General features: G+C 64.1%; 14 protein-coding genes and 1 tRNA gene. 6 read left to right on the plus strand and 9 right to left on the minus strand.

All coding sequences use genetic code 11. The features are described 5' to 3' along the window. Positions 1–163: 163 nt before the first annotated feature. Both P3T18_RS19200 and ompR read right to left on the minus strand, forming a co-directional pair. Positions 164–1,513, minus strand: a complete 1,350-nt coding sequence (locus P3T18_RS19200; RefSeq protein ID WP_429301527.1) for an ATP-binding protein — start codon at positions 1,511–1,513, stop codon at positions 164–166. 139 nt (positions 1,514–1,652) lie between these two features. Next, complete coding sequence (gene ompR / locus P3T18_RS19205; RefSeq protein ID WP_006048917.1) at positions 1,653–2,387, minus strand: two-component system response regulator OmpR; 735 nt, start codon at positions 2,385–2,387, stop codon at positions 1,653–1,655. 229 nt (positions 2,388–2,616) lie between these two features. Here ompR and P3T18_RS19210 point away from each other — a divergent pair, with 229 nt between their 5' ends. The 3 genes from P3T18_RS19210 to P3T18_RS19220 all read left to right on the plus strand — a co-directional run bounded on the left by P3T18_RS19210 (position 2,617) and on the right by P3T18_RS19220 (position 6,055). Then, on the plus strand, positions 2,617–2,943 hold the full coding sequence (locus P3T18_RS19210) for a hypothetical protein (protein WP_429301528.1): 327 nt from the start codon (positions 2,617–2,619) through the stop codon (positions 2,941–2,943). 171 nt (positions 2,944–3,114) lie between these two features. Next, on the plus strand, positions 3,115–4,785 hold the full coding sequence (locus P3T18_RS19215; RefSeq protein ID WP_429301529.1) for a DUF1800 domain-containing protein: 1,671 nt from the start codon (positions 3,115–3,117) through the stop codon (positions 4,783–4,785). A 43-nt stretch (positions 4,786–4,828) separates the two neighbouring features. Then, positions 4,829–6,055 carry a DUF1501 domain-containing protein gene (locus tag P3T18_RS19220; RefSeq protein WP_429301530.1) on the plus strand — a complete coding sequence of 409 codons (1,227 nt, stop codon included), beginning with the start codon at positions 4,829–4,831 and terminating at the stop codon, positions 6,053–6,055. Between the two features lie 218 nt (positions 6,056–6,273). On the opposite strand, the gene P3T18_RS19225 is transcribed toward P3T18_RS19220, so the two are convergent. The 4 genes from P3T18_RS19225 to P3T18_RS19240 form a co-directional block, all read right to left on the minus strand. Further along, positions 6,274–7,581: a hypothetical protein gene (locus P3T18_RS19225; RefSeq protein ID WP_429301531.1), complete on the minus strand. Its 1,308-nt coding sequence runs from the start codon at positions 7,579–7,581 to the stop codon at positions 6,274–6,276. Between the two features lie 122 nt (positions 7,582–7,703). Continuing rightward, positions 7,704–7,907, minus strand: coding sequence for a hypothetical protein (locus P3T18_RS19230; RefSeq protein ID WP_429301532.1), 204 nt, complete (start codon positions 7,905–7,907; stop codon positions 7,704–7,706). Positions 7,908–7,966: 59 nt separating this feature from the next. Continuing rightward, positions 7,967–9,610 carry a DUF6538 domain-containing protein gene (locus tag P3T18_RS19235; protein ID WP_429301533.1) on the minus strand — a complete coding sequence of 548 codons (1,644 nt, stop codon included), beginning with the start codon at positions 9,608–9,610 and terminating at the stop codon, positions 7,967–7,969. Positions 9,611–9,731: 121 nt separating this feature from the next. Further along, positions 9,732–9,818: transfer RNA gene (locus tag P3T18_RS19240), tRNA-Leu, on the minus strand. Between the two features lie 217 nt (positions 9,819–10,035). On the opposite strand from P3T18_RS19240, the gene P3T18_RS19245 reads away from it, so the two are divergent. Beyond that, positions 10,036–10,860 (plus strand): squalene/phytoene synthase family protein, encoded by an 825-nt coding sequence (locus P3T18_RS19245; protein ID WP_429301534.1) that lies wholly within the window; start codon positions 10,036–10,038, stop codon positions 10,858–10,860. 37 nt (positions 10,861–10,897) lie between these two features. Here the strand turns inward: P3T18_RS19245 and P3T18_RS19250 are convergent, their stop codons facing one another. Then, positions 10,898–11,185, minus strand: coding sequence for a hypothetical protein (locus tag P3T18_RS19250; protein ID WP_429301535.1), 288 nt, complete (start codon positions 11,183–11,185; stop codon positions 10,898–10,900). A gap of 246 nt (positions 11,186–11,431) precedes the next feature. Here P3T18_RS19250 and P3T18_RS19255 point away from each other — a divergent pair, with 246 nt between their 5' ends. Together P3T18_RS19255 and P3T18_RS19260 are read left to right on the plus strand one after the other, a co-directional pair. After that, positions 11,432–14,296, plus strand: a complete 2,865-nt coding sequence (locus P3T18_RS19255; protein ID WP_429301536.1) for a DUF2339 domain-containing protein — start codon at positions 11,432–11,434, stop codon at positions 14,294–14,296. A 32-nt stretch (positions 14,297–14,328) separates the two neighbouring features. Then, entirely contained in the window at positions 14,329–15,939 is a 1,611-nt protein-coding gene (locus P3T18_RS19260; RefSeq protein ID WP_429301601.1) for a DUF3999 domain-containing protein, read from the plus strand. Here the strand turns inward: P3T18_RS19260 and P3T18_RS19265 are convergent. Both P3T18_RS19265 and P3T18_RS19270 read right to left on the minus strand, forming a co-directional pair. Continuing rightward, entirely contained in the window at positions 15,936–16,388 is a 453-nt protein-coding gene (locus P3T18_RS19265; protein ID WP_429301537.1) for a MarR family winged helix-turn-helix transcriptional regulator, read from the minus strand. The two genes, P3T18_RS19260 and P3T18_RS19265, sit on opposite strands and share 4 nt — an antisense overlap. 62 nt (positions 16,389–16,450) lie before the next feature. Beyond that, positions 16,451–17,596, minus strand: a complete 1,146-nt coding sequence (locus P3T18_RS19270; RefSeq protein ID WP_429301538.1) for a glycerate kinase — start codon at positions 17,594–17,596, stop codon at positions 16,451–16,453. Positions 17,597–17,620: the final 24 nt, after the last annotated feature.

Below are 17,620 nucleotides of genomic sequence, written 5' to 3' on the forward strand. Positions count from 1 at the left end.
GGTGCGTCGACGGTGCGTATGAAGGTGCGTGTGACGGTGCGTATGCAGGCGCGTATGAAGATGAATACGCAGGCACGTACGAGGGTGATATGCCGGTGCACGTCCAGCTGCGCATTCTTTGCGCGAAGGACTGCGCAAAGAATGCGTCCTGGGTAGGTTGCGCTCAGGCGCCCTTGGCGAGCGGGAACTCGATGGTGACTTCGAGCCCCGGTCCCGGCGTGCGATTGCGCAGCCGCAGCGCGCCGCGATAGCGGCCCACCAGCCGTTGCACGATGGCCATGCCGAGACCCGTGCCGTTGGCCTGGGTGCGCGCCGTATCCACGCGATAGAACGGCCGTGTGACGAGTGCCAGCTGATCTTCGGGAATGCCGGGGCCGCCGTCGACCACGGACAGCTCCACCCGCGAATGCGACACGCGTGTTTCGAGAATCACGTGCGGAATGCCGTCGCCGTCGCTCAGACCGTATTTGCGGGCGTTTTCCAGCAGATTGCCGACCACGCGCCGCATATCGGTTTCGTCGGCTTCGATGACGGCCGACGGCGCGAGGCGCGTGATCAGGCGCATGCTGTCTTCGCTCTGCATGCGCGCGGCGAGTTCGCCCGCGATCACGGAGAGATCGACCGGTTCCGGCGTGCGCTGCACGGGCCGCGCGTAATCGAGGAAGCGGCCGATGATCATGTCCATCTGTTCGATGTCGTCCACCATGGCATCTTTGGTGGACTGGTCCGACGGGCTCATTTCGGTTTCGAGCCGCAGACGCGCGAGCGGCGTGCGCAGATCGTGCGAGATACCGGCGAGCATCAGCGCGCGGTCGGCCTCGAGCTGTTCGAGATCCTGGACCATCTGGTTGAAGCTTCGATTGGTTTCGGCGGCCACCCCCATGCCGCGTTCGGGCAGGGGCTCGGGCGACTGCCCGGAGCCCACCTTCCGCGCGGCCATGGCGAGGCGCGCAAACGGCCGGTTCACCAGACTGGTGATGAACGCCGCGCCGAACAGCGACAAACCGAGCGCGAACACGCCCCAGCCGGCCCACTGCAAACCGGTCGCGTTATCGAGCTGATCGCGGTCGAGCGCGACCCAGTAGTCGTCGTCGTCGATCTTGAAGCTGATCCAAACGCCTGAGATGTCGTTGACGCTCTGCGCGATGACCGTGTCGTCGCCGAGGCGTCCGCGGATGTCGTGTTCGATCAGCCGGTTCAGCATTTCGTCCGGCTGGAGCTTGTACTTGTCGGTGGTTTCGCGTGGGTAGACGCGCACGCCTTCATTGCTCTCCAGATCCTGCAGCAGCGCGCGCCGCAGGTCGGGATCGGAATAGAGGAGTGCGGTGCGCGTGAGCTTGACGATGGCGACCAGTTGCAAGGCCACACGCTGCGCGCGCGGCTCGCGTTCGATCATCCGGAAGCTCTGCGACCACGCGGCGAGACTCACTGCGATCAACAGTGCGATCAACAGAAAGGTCCGCCAGAAAAGGCCACCGAACGCGAGCGTCAGGAGGCGCCGGTCGATCCGCATGGGCCCTTCTTATCGGCAACTATCGTGGTGGGGACCGACGCGGGCGCTTCGTATTGCACCGAAGCCCGCGCGTTCGCGCGCGGACCCGGTTGGACAGCCAAAGCGCTTACATCAGTCGACACAGGAGGTGAAAACAAACTCAGGCTGCACCGTCGGGAATGAACACGTAGCCGAGACCCCAGACCGTCTGGATGAAACGCGGACTGCCCGGATCAGGCTCGATGAGCTTGCGCAGACGCGAAATCTGCACGTCGAGACTACGGTCGAACACTTCGTATTCACGGCCGCGCGCGAGTTCCATCAGCTTTTCACGCGAGAGCGGTTGACGCGGATGACGCGCGAACACCTTGAGCACCGAGAACTCGCCCGTGGTGAGCGGAATTTCCTGGCCGGCCTTGGTGAGCGTGCGCGTGGCGAGATTGAGTGCGAACTCGCCGAACTCGAATACTTCGGTGGTCTCCGACGGCGCGCCCGGCAATTCCGAGGGCGACTGACGGCGCAGCACCGCGTGAATCCGTGCAACCAGTTCGCGCGGATTGAACGGCTTGGGCAGATAGTCGTCGGCGCCCATTTCGAGCCCGACGATACGGTCGACGTCTTCACCCTTGGCCGTCAGCATGATGATCGGCGTACGGTCGTTGCTGCCGCGCAGACGGCGGCAGATCGACAGGCCGTCCTCGCCGGGCAGCATCAGGTCGAGCACCAGCAGGTCGAAACGCTCACGCACCCAGAGCTTGTTCATGGACGGCGCATTCTCGGCGACATAGACATTGAAGCCCTGTTCACCGAGGTAGCGGCGCAGCAGATCGCGCAGGCGTGGATCGTCGTCGACGACGAGGATTTTCGAAGGGTTTTTAGTTTCCATGGTCGGCATCTTAGCGCGATTAGAAAGGGGTGCGCGGTTGCATCATTTACCGGGTTACAGTCAGTTACAAAATTTACCCGCACTGTGGCACGACGTAAAGCACGCGCAGGTAGACTCCTTTACTGAATGCGGCTGTTCGGTGGATACTTCACTCGACTAAAACTCTCGCACCCGGCTCGTTACCGGGGTTTGCATACGCATTTGAGGTAGCCGGTTGCCGCGCCACGAAGGGAACAACATGAAGGGAGGGGTTTGGCCGAATGTGCGCCTGAGCGTCATTGCGCTGGCAGTTGCCGGCACGCTCGCGGGCTCACTGGGACCAACGCTCGCCCACGCCCAGCCTTCAGCCGACAGAGCAGCGAACGTACGCGGCTCGCATCCGGGTAACGGCCGGACCAACCGCCATGATCCGAACGTCGAGCGTCCCGCTTCTGACGTCATGTTGCGCACCGCAGTTCCCCCCGATCTCGATCAACGTCGCCGTGACGGTCATATGACGCCCGACGAACGGCGTTTGTTACGGCAGCATATCGAAGACGCCGTCCGTGAACTGTATAAGCGTTAGCGATTTTCGTGCCTGCTGCACTGCGGCGAGTTCTCGCCCGCGGTTCGCCTGAAAGATTTCGTTTCACTTCTGCGTCAACTATCCCGTCCGTTCTGTCGTTCAATCGACATGGCACTGTGCACATCGCACGAGTGCACGTTATTTCCACGACGCTTCGTGAACGGGACTGCGATGATCAAACGGCCGACAACAGGTAATCGCGGGCACAGGGTTGCAGTAACTGTTACAGCGACCATTACCATTTTGTGCAGTGGCCCGGTCTTCGCTCAGGAAGGCCAGCCCGCAGCTTCCCATGCCAACGCGCATGCCGGCGCTCAGAACGTCTCCAGCATTTCCTCCAGCGGTCCTTCCAGCGCAGCGCATCCGAAGCGTCGTGCCGGTGCCTCCGTGGCGCAGGCATCGAACAGCGCGCAGGATCTGCTCGACGCCGACGACGCCCGTTTCTTTCTGACCCGTGTGGGCTTTGCGCCGGACAGCGCCGAACTCGCGCGATACGTCGGACTCACGCGCGAGCAGGCCGTCGATAAAGTACTGGCATCCACCCGGACCGAAGCCGTCACGCCGCTGCCGGACTGGGTGCTCGAACCCGTTCCGGCTCGCGAAGTGCGCAAGGCGTGGACGGTCGATCAGCGTCGCGACGATCAGCGTCTGCGGGTTCAGCGTTACGAAGTATTACGCGCGTGGTGGGTGCGCGAGATGCTGACCACGCCTTCGCCGCTCACCGAGCGCATGACGCTCTTCTGGCATAACCATTTCACGTCCGGTCAGGACAAGGTGCCGTTTCCGCAACTGATGGCGCAACAGAACATGCTGTTGCGGCGGGACGCGCTCGGCAACTTCGGCGACCTGCTGCATGCGGTCGCGAAAGATCCAGCGATGCTGCGCTATCTCGACGGCGCCAGCAATCGCAAAGGCAGGCCGAACGAAAACTTCGCGCGCGAGGTGATGGAACTGTTCTCGCTCGGCGAAGGGCATTACAGCCAGCAGGACGTGTCGGAGGCCGCAAGGGCGTACACCGGCTGGAGTCTCGATCCCGACACCGAAGCCTACGTGTGGCGCGCCAATCAGCACGACGACGGCGTCAAGACCGTGCTTGGACGAACCGGTGAGTTCGACGGCGATCAGGTGCTCGACATTCTGCTCGCGCAGCCGGAGACGGCGAGCTTCGTGACGGCCAAGCTGTGGCGCGAGTTCGTCTCCGACACGCCGGACCCCGCCCGCATCGCGCCGATCGCCGCGCAGTTCCGCGCGAGCCACTACGACATCAAGGTCGCGTTGCGCGCGCTGATCCTGAGCGACGCCTTCTGGCAGGACGACGATCGCGGCGTGCTGGTGAAGTCGCCGGCCGAGTTCGTGGTGGGAACCTTGCGCGCCTTCGACATCGGCTACGACAACACGGCGCCGTTCGCCACGCAGATTCGCGCGCTCGGCGAGAACCTGTTCTATCCGCCGAACGTCAAAGGATGGCCGGGCGGCACGACGTGGATCAACAGCTCCACGCTGCTCGCACGCAAGCAGTTCGTCGAGCAGCTGTTCCGCGCAACCGAGGCGGTGGGTCCGAAGCGCGCGGATGCCAGCATGGGCGGCACGCAAACCGGCCAGCCGATGCGGCGGGCGGCGGCGCGTATCGGCGCAATGGGGCGGGGCGGAGTACGCTTCGACATCGACACCTGGCTCACGCACTACAACACGACGCCGACGGCGAAGCCGGGTCTGTCGGCCGAACTTCAGATGCAGCACGCCGTGCTGCCGCTCGCGCCGGTCGACGCCATCGAAACCGGTTCGACAGCGAGCGCGTATCTGCAGGCATTGCTGATGGACCCGGCTTATCAGCTCAAGTGAGCCGGCTCAAATTGGCCCGCCAGACAATAGAACGAGGTGCAGCATGAAGAGACGCCATTTCCTCTCGATAGGCGCAGCCGCCGGGGCAACGCTCTGGCTGCCGCGCGCGTTCGCCGCTCAGGCCTCGATGGGCGCCGGCGGGGCTCGCTATAGCGGCTACGGCAATCTGCTGATCCTCGTCGAGTTGAAGGGCGGCAACGACGGCCTGAATACCGTGATACCGTTCGCCGACCCTGCGTACTATCAGCTGCGCAAGAACATCGGCATCAAACGCGAGCAGGCCATCCAGCTCGACGAGCGCACGGCGCTTCATCCGTCGTTGCAGGCGCTCATGCCGCTCTGGCAGAGTCAGCAGCTCGCGATCGTGCAGGGCGTGAGCTACGCGCAGCCGAATCTGTCGCACTTCCGTTCCATCGAAATCTGGGACACCGCGTCGCGCTCCGATCAGTATCTGCGTGAAGGCTGGCTCTCGCGCGCTTTTGCGCAGACGCCGGTGCCCGCGGGTTTCGTCGCCGACGGCGTGGTGATCGGCAGCGCCGAGATGGGTCCGCTCGCCAACGGCGCACGGGCGATCGCGCTCGTCAATCCGGCGCAATTCGTGAAGGCTTCGCGACTCGCCACGCCGGTGTCCTTGCATGAGCGCAATCCGGAGTTGGCGCATATTCTCGACGTGGAAAACGACATCGTCAAAGCGGCCGACCGTCTACGTCCCACCCAGGTGCAGGCGCCATTGAAGACGGCATTTCCGGGCGGCGCGTTCGGTACGTCGGTCAAGACCGCGATGCAGGTGCTCGCCGCCGGCGACGCGCAAGGCAAGATTGTTCCGGCCGACGCCACACAGGGCGTCGCGGTGATCCGTCTCACGTTGAATGGTTTCGATACCCACCAGAATCAGCCGGGGCAGCAGGCTGCGTTGCTGCGGCAACTGGCCGAAGGTCTGGCGGCCATGAAGTCGGCGCTCGTCGAACTTGGCCGCTGGGACGATACGCTCGTGATGACGTATGCCGAGTTCGGGCGGCGTCCGCGCGAAAATCAGAGCAATGGCACCGATCACGGCACGGTCGCGCCGCACTTCGTCACGGGCGGGCGTGTGCGGGGCGGCCTGTATGGCGTGGCGCCCGAACTCGCGCGGCTCGACGGCAATGGCAACCTGCCCGTGGGCGTCGATTTCCGGCAGCTTTACGCGACTGTGCTGGGACCGTGGTGGGGGCTGGACTCGTCGGCGATTCTGCAGCAGCGCTTCGAGCCTTTGCCGTTGCTGCGGGTGTAGCGTCTGTGCGCGCCGAGAGTTCTGCTGAACGGACGGGCGCCGGCACGGTCGCTCGAAAACAAAAAACCCCGTTAGTCAAAGACTTAACGGGGTTTTCCGCTGCAATCAGATGGTGCGAGGGAGGGGACTCGAACCCCGCCGCATACACGGTAAATCAAGGCTTTCCGGGGAGTGTGTCGTGTCACATCGCTGTCTAAATTGACACAGCCCTAAGCTTATCACGTGTCGGCGTCGGATGTTTGCTTAAGCAAAGCGCTTGTCGCGCCTGCGTCCGCTTTCGGCTTGCCAAGTCGGGAAAGCGCTTCGCTTGCCATATCCACTACTTTCCCAGCGAATCCAGGGACCGTCTTTGTCGCATCCTTAACGACGTCGGAAGATAGCAGTTCGTGCCACGGACTTCCGTGTGTAGCGGTCTCAACCAGCCGCAGCGGAAGCTCATCAAGGCGATTGAGCGCAGATGCGAGCAAACTCGCCTCTAGGTCGGTATCAATGCGTGCTGCTTCGCGTCGATACCCTTCGTAAGCCCGAGAGATTGACGCTTTGAATGCATAGTCCTCGGAAAGTCTAAAACGCTGCCCCACCTGTTTTGTCGCTAACCAAGCAAACCAAACAGGTGCCCCTACAGATAGCAGCGACAAGACTATATCGAGTGACAGTAGGCCGCCCTTGGTCGCCGGGTCTTTAATCAATTCCGACAATTGGTGCAGTTGTCTCGCTCCGAGAAGTCCACCCAACACAAGAGCTAGAACCAACCCGCCAACCCATGCCCACATAGACCTATCAAGCGTCTTTGAACGCTCCGCAAAAGCCGCTGCTAGCCCTTGGCTGGTTGCCGCTGAGTATGCGGACTCACATCGAGCAAGAACGGCGGCAGCCTCGTCTGCGTTTTCCTTAAGTTGGGTGCTGAGACCGTCAGCTTCCTCGCGAGCCGACGAAAGATGCGCTCGGTCCCTTTCCGATTCACGTAATAATTCTTGTACCTTTTGGCGGGACTCGGCCAAGGTCTCCAAGTCTGTCGGCAATTGATCGGCGGTGTTGTACGCGCTTTCGATGCGTTCCACCATGTCAGCAAGGGCCACAGACCTCGGCTCAAGACCTTTGACCCGCGCTTCCATCGCCCTTATTTGCGTTGCTAGACGCCTTACTGCCGCCGCATTTTCAAGGTTTGGATCATTAGTAAGTACTGGCAAAAGCGCACGCCGCAATCCGTCAAGCGTGAGCATATAGGCGGGAACACCTTGCGCGGGGCTTCCCCAAATGTTGGGAACGGTACTAGCCTTTAGAAACTGGAGTCGGCGAACGTAGTCGTTCAGTCTCGTTTCGTTATCCGCTACGGAATCCCCGCCTCGCTCGCGGATCATCGTCGCAATAGAGGCCGCTGCCTCCACTAATTCGGGCCGCGTTAGCGCCGCGAAACTCCAGTTCCCGTGCGCAATCCCAAACGGCTCATCATTTGGAATCGAACTTTTGACCTGTGCTGCCAGTTGATCTAACTCGACGCAAAGTGCCTCCAGAATCGCATGCATTTGGTACCCCCGGTTTAATGTTTTTAATCTCAGGCCGATTTGGGCGGCTCAGACAAACATTTTACAAGTAGACGTAAGTAATGCTGGAACTGAGGTCTGCAATACAAGTGGCCGCACAGTCTCTAGCTGATGAGGCGAAGCGTCATCAGGTCAAACGGGTCGTCCACGCGGTATTCGTCGCCGTCCCGCAACCCGAGCGCCAACGCCCCAACATCAAACCAGACTTCGCTGTCCGGGTGGTCTTTCCGAATGTTGCGGCGACGGCAACGAACACACCCGGACTCTTCGTCATACGCCCAGTCCGATCCGCAGAAGCCTTCGCCCATTAGTCGCTGATGGGTTTCCGTTCGAATTCGGACTGAGGCCGCAAGGTTTCGTAAAGGCACTAATGTCGTAGAGCCGGACCTGCGGAATTGCATTGCGGCATTGCGGCGACGGCGGGCGTTGAGGGCATCTCGCTTCTGCTGCGCTTCTCGCCGTTCGTCGCGCTCAGCCAAGTGCGCAGGGAATGCCTGAACCGATGGGAACCCTTCAGGTCTCCTGGCGGAAGCCCAGTGACTTCCCGGAATTTCAGAAACCATCTACCCGCGATGTCGCCTGGGGGATTTGCCCGCCCACAGAATGAGGGAAACGCTGGACCGGTCCCGCCTAAAGTGTTCGAGAGCCAAGCTGAGAACCAAGGGTTGTCCAAGAGGTGCTGCGCCAGCGGCGTAGTACGCTCCGACTCGGAATTCTTAATGTCCCCCGCTTCAACGGTGAACCGAAACGCAGTAAGGCCACTACGCCTGACAAAGTCTTCACGCCTTAATTGCGCCACTTCGCCAATACGTGCGCCCGTGTGAAGCAGTATGAGTAGAAGTGCTCTGCCGTCCTCGGCATCCACCTTCTGCCAGCGGGGGGTCTGGGCCATTTGGTCGGTGAATAGAGAACTGGAGAGCATCAGTTTCAACTCATCATCCGTCCACGGTTCGCGCTTTTGCGACCCTATCGTCTTGTCGAATGTGAGGTCGAAAGGGTTTGAGGCAAGGAGGTCGTCTTTCACCGCGACGTTCAGCATCGCCGTGATTGCTGCGGCAATGTTTGAGGCAGTCTTGCGCACGATCTTGCGCTCGGGGTCCAGCAGAAACCGAACGAACGCCGCCCCATTCGACTTGGTAAGGTCAGCCAGTGGCTTGACCCCGACCACCTGCTCAAACATCGTTACGGCCCTCGTCGCGCGTCGGATTGAGTCTTGTTTAGGCGTGTTGCGTGTAATCCAATTCGGGATCACATCACGCAGGGTAACGGGCTTCTCGGGCGCAATGACGGTCACGGGTTTCTTAGGCTCCACGGGCGTCGCTACGGCTTCCCCGCTGTCGCGGGCTTCCGCGCCTTCCCATGCCTTGAGGACCGCACGCATAACACGGGCGAGCGCCATGCGTGCTGACGGCTGCCCCCAATCTACAACAATGCCCAGCGACTTACAGGCTTGCTGCGCAGCGTGTTGTGCTGTGTCGAGTCGCCCCCTGCTCAGGTCGGCCCTGATGCCATAGACGATGGCGCGGTGGAGCGCCGCGAGGTGCTCGTATTGGGTATCTCCCAAGTAACTACCGATAGCATCCCAAGTCGTATTCCGCACCGGTACACCCGAAAGCCAGCCAGGCTTTGTTGGGCTTACTTGGCGCATCAATTGTGCAAACTCTTCGGGGTTGAAGCGCAGACCGTCGTCAAAGGCCAAGATGGTCCGCGTCTCACGGTCGCATATATAGGCGATGAGTTCGTCAGTGATCGGCGTGAATGGAGCGGGGCGCATGCCAGCCCGCTTGTCTTCAAACTGTCGCTTCAATTCCGCAATGACCGCGTGGGCCCTCGCTGCTGCTTCGTTGCGGTCTGAGGTCTTCAGGCTCGCCCGGTAAGCGTCCACGGCTAAGGAGCCGTCTTTGCGGCGCGGCCACAAGTGGCGTATGTCGTCAGGAATTCCGACGCGCAGGTGATAGACGGAACCGCGTAGGCGGACTCCGGTGGGTAGTGACGTCGGCATGGGTGGCATCTCGCTATTATTTCACAGCGAATTGACACACTCCAGAGACGCAGCCGGAAACGAGAAGGCCCGAAAAGCCTTATCAGCAAGGGAAACCCCAATGTCGACAAGCCTTCCGGGCCTTGATTTGTGGTGCGAGGGAGGGGACTCGAACCCCTACACCCTTGCGGGCGTCAGGACCTAAACCTGGTGCGTCTACCAATTTCGCCACCCTCGCAGCCGGGCTCGCCGTTACGCGAATTGCCCGATGTCCTGCATGCCTGCGAACACGTCGAATACCGCGTCCGAAAGCGTAAGCGCGAGATTCTAACCGATTGAATCGCGCTTGTCTGCATTTCACCGGCATCTCCGCGAGCGCCGTCGATGCTACAATTTTTGGCTATGCCGGCGCTCGCCGTGCACCCTCCACGCCAGCCCTCCCACATTTCAATCCCGTGAATTTCGACGAATACTGCCAGCAGAAAGCGGCGCCGCCCGGATCGAGCACTTACTATGCGCTCCGCCAGGCGCCGGCAGCAAGCCAGCCGCTGTTGACCGCACTGTTCGCGCTGCGCCGCGAGTTCGAAGAAACGGTCAAGGAAACGAGCGACCCGTCCATCGGTCGGACGAAACTCGCGTGGTGGCAGAACGAAATCGCGTCGCTGGCGGCGGGCACGCCTTCGCATCCGGTGTCGAAAGCATTGGCCGCCTATCTCGCCGACGTGCAAGCGGAGTCCCCGGCGTTGCAGGCCTTGCTCGCCGGCTACGAAACCGACCTCGACCAGGCGCGCTATCTCGACTATCCGAATCTGCGGCGCTACGTGCAAGGCGTGGGCGGCACCTTTGCGGCGCTCGTGGCGCGCGCGAGCGCGAAGGACAAAAACGCGGCCGCAGGCTGGGCCGCGCCGCTCGGTGACGCGCTGATGCTCGCGCAGTTCGTCGCCGAAACGGGCAACGACGCGCGCCACGGCCGCATTTATATTCCCGTCGACGAAATGCAGCGCTTCAAGGTGCCCGCCGCGGATCTGATCAACCGCAAATACACCGAGGCCTTTACGGAACTCATGCGCTTCGAGACGAAGCGCGCGCGCGACGCCGTGACCTCGGCGCGCGCCGCCATTCCGGCTGCCGAGCGCCGTTCACAGCGCACCTTGATCGCGCTTGCGGCACTTGCTCTCGCCTTGCTCGACGAAGTCGAACGCGACGGCTATCAGGTGCTGCATCAAAGCATCGCGCTGACGCCGGTGCGCAAACTGTGGATCGCCTGGCGCGCAAAATGACATGAACGCCGGAGCGGCGCATACGCCGCCCCGTCCCTCAGGCGTCCGGTGCCGGGGCTTGCGGTTCCGCGCCCGGCAATTCGGCTTGCGCGGCGCCTTCGAGAAAGCGGCGCGTCGAATCGAATGCCTGCAGCATCTGATCCGGCCACGGCGTTTGCAGCATGACCGCCTGATGGTTTTCGAATGCCGACGACAGCAGCTTCACCAGTTCGGGCGAGCGCAGATGACGCAGCAGCACGCTAACGGCAATCGCCGTTGCCTGACTTGCGCCGGCGGTCTGGAGTTCCGAGGCGGTGAGAGCCGCGACCTGTTTGTTGATGTCCACTGAAGCTTCCTTGAATAAAAAAACAGATAAATCGAGGCTTGGTGGCCCACCCGAATTCTGACATGCCCCGCGCGCCGCTGTGCGATCGACGACGCACCTCGGGCAGCCGGCACCCGTCATTTACATGGTATTCTGCGCGCCGATTTTCGCTCGTTTTTCGATACCTGGTCGACGCTTCATCCAGTTGAATTCCATCCGTGCCGTTAAACGGAAATCGCTATAAAAGACGATAAACAGGGGGATGCGATGCGCGTACTATTCACGCTGCTCGGTGCGGTGCTCGGCATGGTCGCCGCGCTGTCGAACGACTTCCCGGTGGGCATTGGCGCAGTCGCGGGCGCGGTGGCCGGCTTTGCGCTCGTCCGGTATCTGAGACGCAAACCGGATGCGTCGGCGCCCACCGTGCAGAGGGAGCCCGGCGCAGTGGATGGCGCCGGCGCACCGAAGCCGTCCGCCGATCTCAGCGTACGCGTCGCCTGGCTCGAACGCGAGATCGTGGCACTGCGCGAAGAAATTCGTCTGATGCGCTCGGGTGTCGCGGGACCGGCCGCCGCGGCCAGTGAGAATGCGCAGGCCGACGCACCCATAGGAGCAGGCACCGTCGCCGCTCCGGAACACTACGCGATAGCGCCGCAGGCCGCCGAAAGCGCGCATCAAACCGACGCCGTGCCGCGCATGCCGGTCTCTCCATCCGCACACGAACCGGACCTGCCGGCTCAACCCATTGCACCTCGCGGCCCGAACATCGGGCAACGTCTCTATCAGGCGGCGCGCGACTGGCTGGTCGGCGGCAACACGGTCGTGCGGGTCGGCATCATCGTGCTGTTCTTCGGTATCGCCTTCCTGCTCAAGTACGCGGCCGACAATAGCCTTCTGCCGATCGAATTGCGACTCGCCGGCGTCGCGCTCGCCGCCACGGTGCTGCTTGCGCTGGGCTGGCGCATCGGCGAGCGTCGACAGAACCAGCAAGCCTACGGACTCGTGCTGCAGGGCGGCGGCGTCGGCGCGCTGTATCTCACCGTGTTCGCGGCGACGCGGCTCTATCATCTGCTGCCCGTCGCCGCATCCTTGCCCATGATGATCGCGGTCTGCGCGTTGAGCGCGTTTCTGGCGGTCAGGCAAAACGCGGCGGCGCTGGCGTTCATGGGTAGCGCGGGCGGTTTTCTCGCGCCGCTCCTGCTCTCGACGGGCGGCGGCAGCCATGTGCTGCTGTTCGGCTACTACGCTTTGCTCAATGCCGGCATTCTCGCCATCGCCTGGTTCAAGGCGTGGCGTCCGCTGAATCTGCTCGGCTTCGTCTTTACGTTTTCGATCGGTGTGCTGTGGGGCGTGACGGCGTATCGGCCCGAGCTGTTCGCGAGCACCGAGCCGTTCCTGATTCTGTTCTTCCTGATGTACGTGGGCATCGCCTTGCTGTACGCCGTGCAGCGCGAACTCGCACTCCGCCATTACGTCGACGGCACGCTCATGTTCGGCACGCCGCTGGTCGTGATCGGCCTGCAGGCCGCGCTGATGAAAGGCACGGAGTTCGGCCTCGCGTGGAGCGCGGTGGCGTTCGCCGCTTTCTATCTCGCGATCGCCGCCTGGCTGCGGCGCGACCGGGCGCGCCTGCAGCTGTTGTTCGAAGCGACTCTCGCGCTCGCGATCATCTTCGCGACGCTCGCCGTGCCGCTCGCTTTCACCGGCCCAACCACCAGCGCCACCTGGGCCATCGAAGGCGCGGCCATCGTCTGGCTCGGCGTGCGTCAGCGGCGCCTGGTCGCGTTCGGTTTCGGTGTGCTGATGCAACTGGGCGCGGCCGGCGCGTTCGTTGTCGGCATGGTGCTGCCGTCCGGTGACGCGGCCGCGCTGCCGGTGCTCAACAGCGCCTACATCGCGACCGTGCTGATCGGCGTGGCCGGCATGTTCACGGGCTGGCGTCTGCATGGCCGCAGCGAGGCGCGTGCCTGGTATCCGTGGATGCCGGCGCTCGGCGCGGCCGCCGCGTTGTGGGGGCTCCTGTGGTGGATCGGCGGGGCGCTGAACGAGATCGACGTCTATACGTCGCGCCATGTCACCGGCGACCGCGCACACGCGCAGATTGCCGCCGTCGCGCTGTTTGCGCTGCTGACCGCATGGCTCGCGCACGGCGCGGCGCGCATGTTGCGGTGGCCGCTCGCGCAGTGGCCGGCCTTGGCGCTCGCACCGTGTCTCGCCTGGATGACGATCGGCTTGTACGCGCTGAACAGCGCGCCGCTTGCCGGCTACGGCTGGCTGGCAGCCGCGCTCGTCGCGGTGGGCGCTTACGTGCTGCTGTGGCGTCAGGAACAGGACGCCAGCGAGCGCGTGCTGGCGCCGCTGCATACGCTGATGTTCTGGACGGTCGGCGCGCTCGCCGCGCTCGAAGGTTTCTGGGGCCTGCGCGCGTACGTGCCCGAGGGCGCATGGAGCTGGAGCGCGTGGGCATACGGTTTCGGCGTGTTGCTGCTGTTGCTGGCAGGCGTCGGGCAACGCCTGCGCTGGCCAGTGGCGCGCTACCTGCGCGCCTATCAGTTGTGGGCCGCGGCGCCGCTGGCGGCGTTGCTGCTGGTGTGGAGCGTCGCCAGCGTGACCAGCGACGGCAGCGCCGCGCCACTCGTCTGGCTGCCGCTCGTGAATCCGCTCGACGTCGCGCAGATGCTGGTCTTCGTCGCCTGCGCGGTGTGGCTGCGACGCGTGCGCGAGCTGGACGTGCGCTGGCCATCACGGGCGTTCGAGGGCGTCATGCTGGCAACGCTGTTCCTATGGTTCAATGCATTGTTGCTGCGAACGTTGCATCATGGGTACGACGTGCCTTACCGGCTCGACGCCTTGTCGCACTCCATGCTCGTGCAGGCGTCGGTTTCGGTATTCTGGACGCTATGTGCGCTGGCCACGATGATCTGGGCGACGCGGCGCGCGCGCCGTTTCGTCTGGTTCGCGGGCGGCGGTCTGCTGGCGGCGACCGTGATCAAACTGTTCCTGTTTGACCTGTCGCACGTGACGGGCATCGAGCGGATCGTGTCGTTTATCGGTATTGGCGTGATGTTGCTGCTGGTCGGCTACTTCTCGCCTTTGCCCCCCAAGCTTGCGGTACTGGAAGTCGAGCAATGAAGCGTGTTCATCGTGTTCTGAATCTTGTCCTGATGGCGGCGCGGCGGCGTCTCGCGGCGGGTCTGCCTGCGTGTGTTGCGTGGGTCGGGCTGGCTGTCTGCGGGTGGAGCTTGCCCGTTCACGCCGCCACGGACGAGTTCGCGCAGCGTTTCACGTTCGACCTCGACAAAGGCGCCGCGTACTACAGCGTGACGCTGCCGGCCGTGGTCTACGCGGCCAGCCAGCGAGGCGATCTCGGCGACCTGCGCGTGCTGAACGGCGCAGGCGAGCCTGTGCCGTTCTCGCTCGACACGCCGCGCGAGCCGCCGCGCACGCGGCCCGTGCTGCGCAGCGTGCAATGGTTTCCGCTGCGACCGTCGAGTTCCGGCAACGGTGGTGCGACCGGCCGCAATGGCGTACCGCTCGGCGTGACGATCGCCGCCGACGGGTCGCTGCGCGCCACCGCCGCGCCGCCGGATCGCGAACAGCACGACACCGACCTGATCGACCTTGGCCGCATGACACCGGGCGCGGGCCAGCCGGACGCCTTGCTGGTCCATATTCGCGACGACAATTACCAGGGGCGCGTCTCGATCGAGTCGAGCGAAGACCTGCGTAACTGGCAAGCGGCCGGCGACGGTCAGCTGCTCAAGGTCACGTACAACGGCAGCACCTTGAGTCAGAACCGGGTCCCGCTGATCGGCTCGCCGGCGCGTTATCTGCGCGTCCATTGGCTCGACGGCGCGCCGTACATCGGCTCGCTCGAACTCGAAGTGCTCGCGGCGAACGCGGTCAGCACGCAACGCGAGGACGCGCAGCGCGAGTGGCGCGAAGGTGTCGTCGCGCGCAGCGGACCGAAACCCGGCGAATATTATTTCTCGACGGGCGGTCCTTATCCGGTCGATCGTCTGCGGCTGAACCTGCCGCAACCGAACACCGTCGCGCCGGCCGTGGTCTATTCGCGCGCGAGTCTCGATGCGCCGTGGCGGCAGGTCGGCAGCGCCACGCTGTACCGTCTGCACAATGGCGACGTGGAACAGAGCAATCCGCCGCTCGAACTCAAGGCCGATGTGGACCGGCAGTGGCGTGTGGTCGTCGATACGCGCAACGGCGGGTTGGGGGCGGGGGCGCTGACGGTTGCCGTGGGCTGGCGTCCGGCGACACTCACTTTCGTCGCGCGCGGGGACGCGCCGTTCACGCTGGCGGTGGGCAACGCCGGTCTGACGTCGACGGCGGTAAGCCGTGCTGATTTGCTGATGGGCGCGTCCGCGGCCGTGGTGCCCGCGCGTCTGGGCACGGCCCAGCCGGAAGAGCCGGACACCGGCGCGCTTTCGATGACCCGTCATCCGGAAGCGCTGCGCCGCTATCTGCTGTGGGCGGCTTTGCTGCTCGCGGTCGGCACGCTTGGCGCCATCGCGTGGCGGCTCGCGCGCGGTGCCCGGGCGCATGCGGCTCCGGCTGCGCAAGGCGCGCCGGGTGCGGGTGCAGGGGCGGGTTCCGGGGAAGGGGTTGCAGGTGTTGCTTCAGGTGCCGGTGCGGGCGCTGTTCCCAACACGGCGGTTGGTGCTTCGATCGCGACGGCAACCGCGCCGGCCGCCTCGACCGGGCCTCCAGCCGAGAGCAATGTACCGGGCAGCGGCAACGGCGGACCGGTTGCCGGCTAACTGTCGCGCGCGGCCATCGCGTCGATGATCTTGTCGAGCGCATGGCTGAAGGCGAGCTTTTCCTTTTCGTCGAGACAGTCGAACAGATCGCCGTTCCACTTGCGCGCGATCGGCATCACTTTCCGGTACAGCGCGCGTCCCTCGACGGTCAGCGACACCAGCACCACGCGGCCGTCTTCGGCACTCGGTTCGCGCTTCACCAATCCCTGTTTGATCAAAGCCTCGGCGGCACGGCTCGCCTGGCTTTTGTCGAGATTCGCGTGACGCGCGAGTTCCATGATCGAGAACGGGCCGAACGAACCCACCGAGGCAATCACACGGGCTTCCGGCAGCGTGACGCCGAGCCTGGCCTGATAGCGCTCGCCGATGCCACGTTCGGCGAGTTTGTTCAGGACATGCAGACGGTACGTGAGGAACTGCTCGAGACCGGCTTTGGCTGAGTCCTTCATGGTCTTCCCGTGATGAAAGATCGATCGTGGCGCTGTGATTGTTGCCGCAACCGTTGCGCCGGTCAACGCGCGCCGTACTTCAGGCGCGTGAGTTGTTCGGCTGCGTCGGCAAGCAGGCGCGCGGCGTCGCTGATGGCAACGTCGAGCGTGATCGGGCCGGGCGCCGGCGAGAAGCAACCGGCGAAATGCTCGGCGAGGCGCGGCAGGGCGGCGGAGTCGACCGCGCCGGACAGCAGCGTGGCCGGAACGCCCGCCGCGCGCGCGTGCTGGCAGGCGATGAAGGGCGCCTTGCCGTGCAGCGTTTGCACGTCCGAGCGGCCTTCGCCGGTGATCAGCCAGTTCGCACCTTCGAGCGCATCGTCGAGGCCGATTTGCCGCGCGACGGTTTCCGCGCCCGGCTCGAACTGTGCGCCCAGCATATGCAGCGCGAAGCCGAGTCCGCCGGCGGCGCCCGCGCCCGGCAGATCGCGCGCCTTGCGCCCAAGCGCGGCTTCGAGCAGGTCGGCGAAGCGGGCGAGCGCGGCGTCGATGCTCGCCACCTGGTCCGGTTTCACGCCTTTTTGCGGACCGAACACGGCTGTCGCGCCGTGTTCGCCGGTGAGCGGATTGTCGACGTCCGACATGCCGACGAACGATGTGTCCGCGAGCCGCGCATCGAGCCGCGACGCGTCGACGCGCGCCACGCGGCCGAGTTGCTCGGGCGTCGGTTCGAGTTCGTTGCCTTGCGCGTCGTACAGCTTCAGACCGAGGCCGCAGAGCAGGCCGGCGCCGCCGTCGTTCGTGCTGCTGCCGCCAAGGGCGACGAAAAAGCGCCGCACGCCGGCGTCGAGCAGCGCGCCGATCGCTTCGCCCATGCCGCGCGTGCTGCGCGATTCGACCGGCACGCCCATGCCCACCGCATCTGTAATGCCGACGATTTCCGCCGTTTCGACGATCGCGCTGCCGTCGGCCAGCAAGGCCGTCAGCGCATCGCGCACCGGACCGGCCGCGCCGCGCACGCTCAGCGTGCGACGTTCGCCGCCGCGCGTGAGCATGGCGTCGAGCGTGCCTTCGCCGCCGTCGGCCATCGGGCAGATGCGCACGTCCGCATCGGGCCGCGCCCGCTTGATGCCGGACGCGATTGCCTGCGCGACCTGCTCGGCGCTGAGCGAACCTTTGAAGGAGTCGGGAGCGATGACGACGACTGGCGAGGACGGCTGATTCGGCATGGTGTCTCTGAATGGTTGGAGTCG

Source organism: Paraburkholderia sp. GAS199 (assembly GCF_050436585.1).
GTDB lineage: Bacteria > Pseudomonadota > Gammaproteobacteria > Burkholderiales > Burkholderiaceae > Paraburkholderia.

Bases quoted from the DNA above. Each gene is read 5' to 3' on its own strand.
- P3T18_RS19200 (WP_429301527.1), bottom strand. From the start codon at position 1,513: ATGCGGATCGACCGGCGCCTCCTGACGCTCGCGTTCGGTGGCCTTTTC.
- ompR (WP_006048917.1), bottom strand. From the start codon at position 2,387: ATGCCGACCATGGAAACTAAAAACCCTTCGAAAATCCTCGTCGTCGAC.
- P3T18_RS19210 (WP_429301528.1), top strand. From the start codon at position 2,617: ATGAAGGGAGGGGTTTGGCCGAATGTGCGCCTGAGCGTCATTGCGCTG.
- P3T18_RS19215 (WP_429301529.1), top strand. From the start codon at position 3,115: ATGATCAAACGGCCGACAACAGGTAATCGCGGGCACAGGGTTGCAGTA.
- P3T18_RS19220 (WP_429301530.1), top strand. From the start codon at position 4,829: ATGAAGAGACGCCATTTCCTCTCGATAGGCGCAGCCGCCGGGGCAACG.
- P3T18_RS19225 (WP_429301531.1), bottom strand. From the start codon at position 7,581: ATGCATGCGATTCTGGAGGCACTTTGCGTCGAGTTAGATCAACTGGCA.
- P3T18_RS19230 (WP_429301532.1), bottom strand. From the start codon at position 7,907: ATGGGCGAAGGCTTCTGCGGATCGGACTGGGCGTATGACGAAGAGTCC.
- P3T18_RS19235 (WP_429301533.1), bottom strand. From the start codon at position 9,610: ATGCCACCCATGCCGACGTCACTACCCACCGGAGTCCGCCTACGCGGT.
- P3T18_RS19255 (WP_429301536.1), top strand. From the start codon at position 11,432: ATGCGCGTACTATTCACGCTGCTCGGTGCGGTGCTCGGCATGGTCGCC.
- P3T18_RS19260 (WP_429301601.1), top strand. From the start codon at position 14,329: ATGGCGGCGCGGCGGCGTCTCGCGGCGGGTCTGCCTGCGTGTGTTGCG.
- P3T18_RS19265 (WP_429301537.1), bottom strand. From the start codon at position 16,388: ATGAAGGACTCAGCCAAAGCCGGTCTCGAGCAGTTCCTCACGTACCGT.
- P3T18_RS19270 (WP_429301538.1), bottom strand. From the start codon at position 17,596: ATGCCGAATCAGCCGTCCTCGCCAGTCGTCGTCATCGCTCCCGACTCC.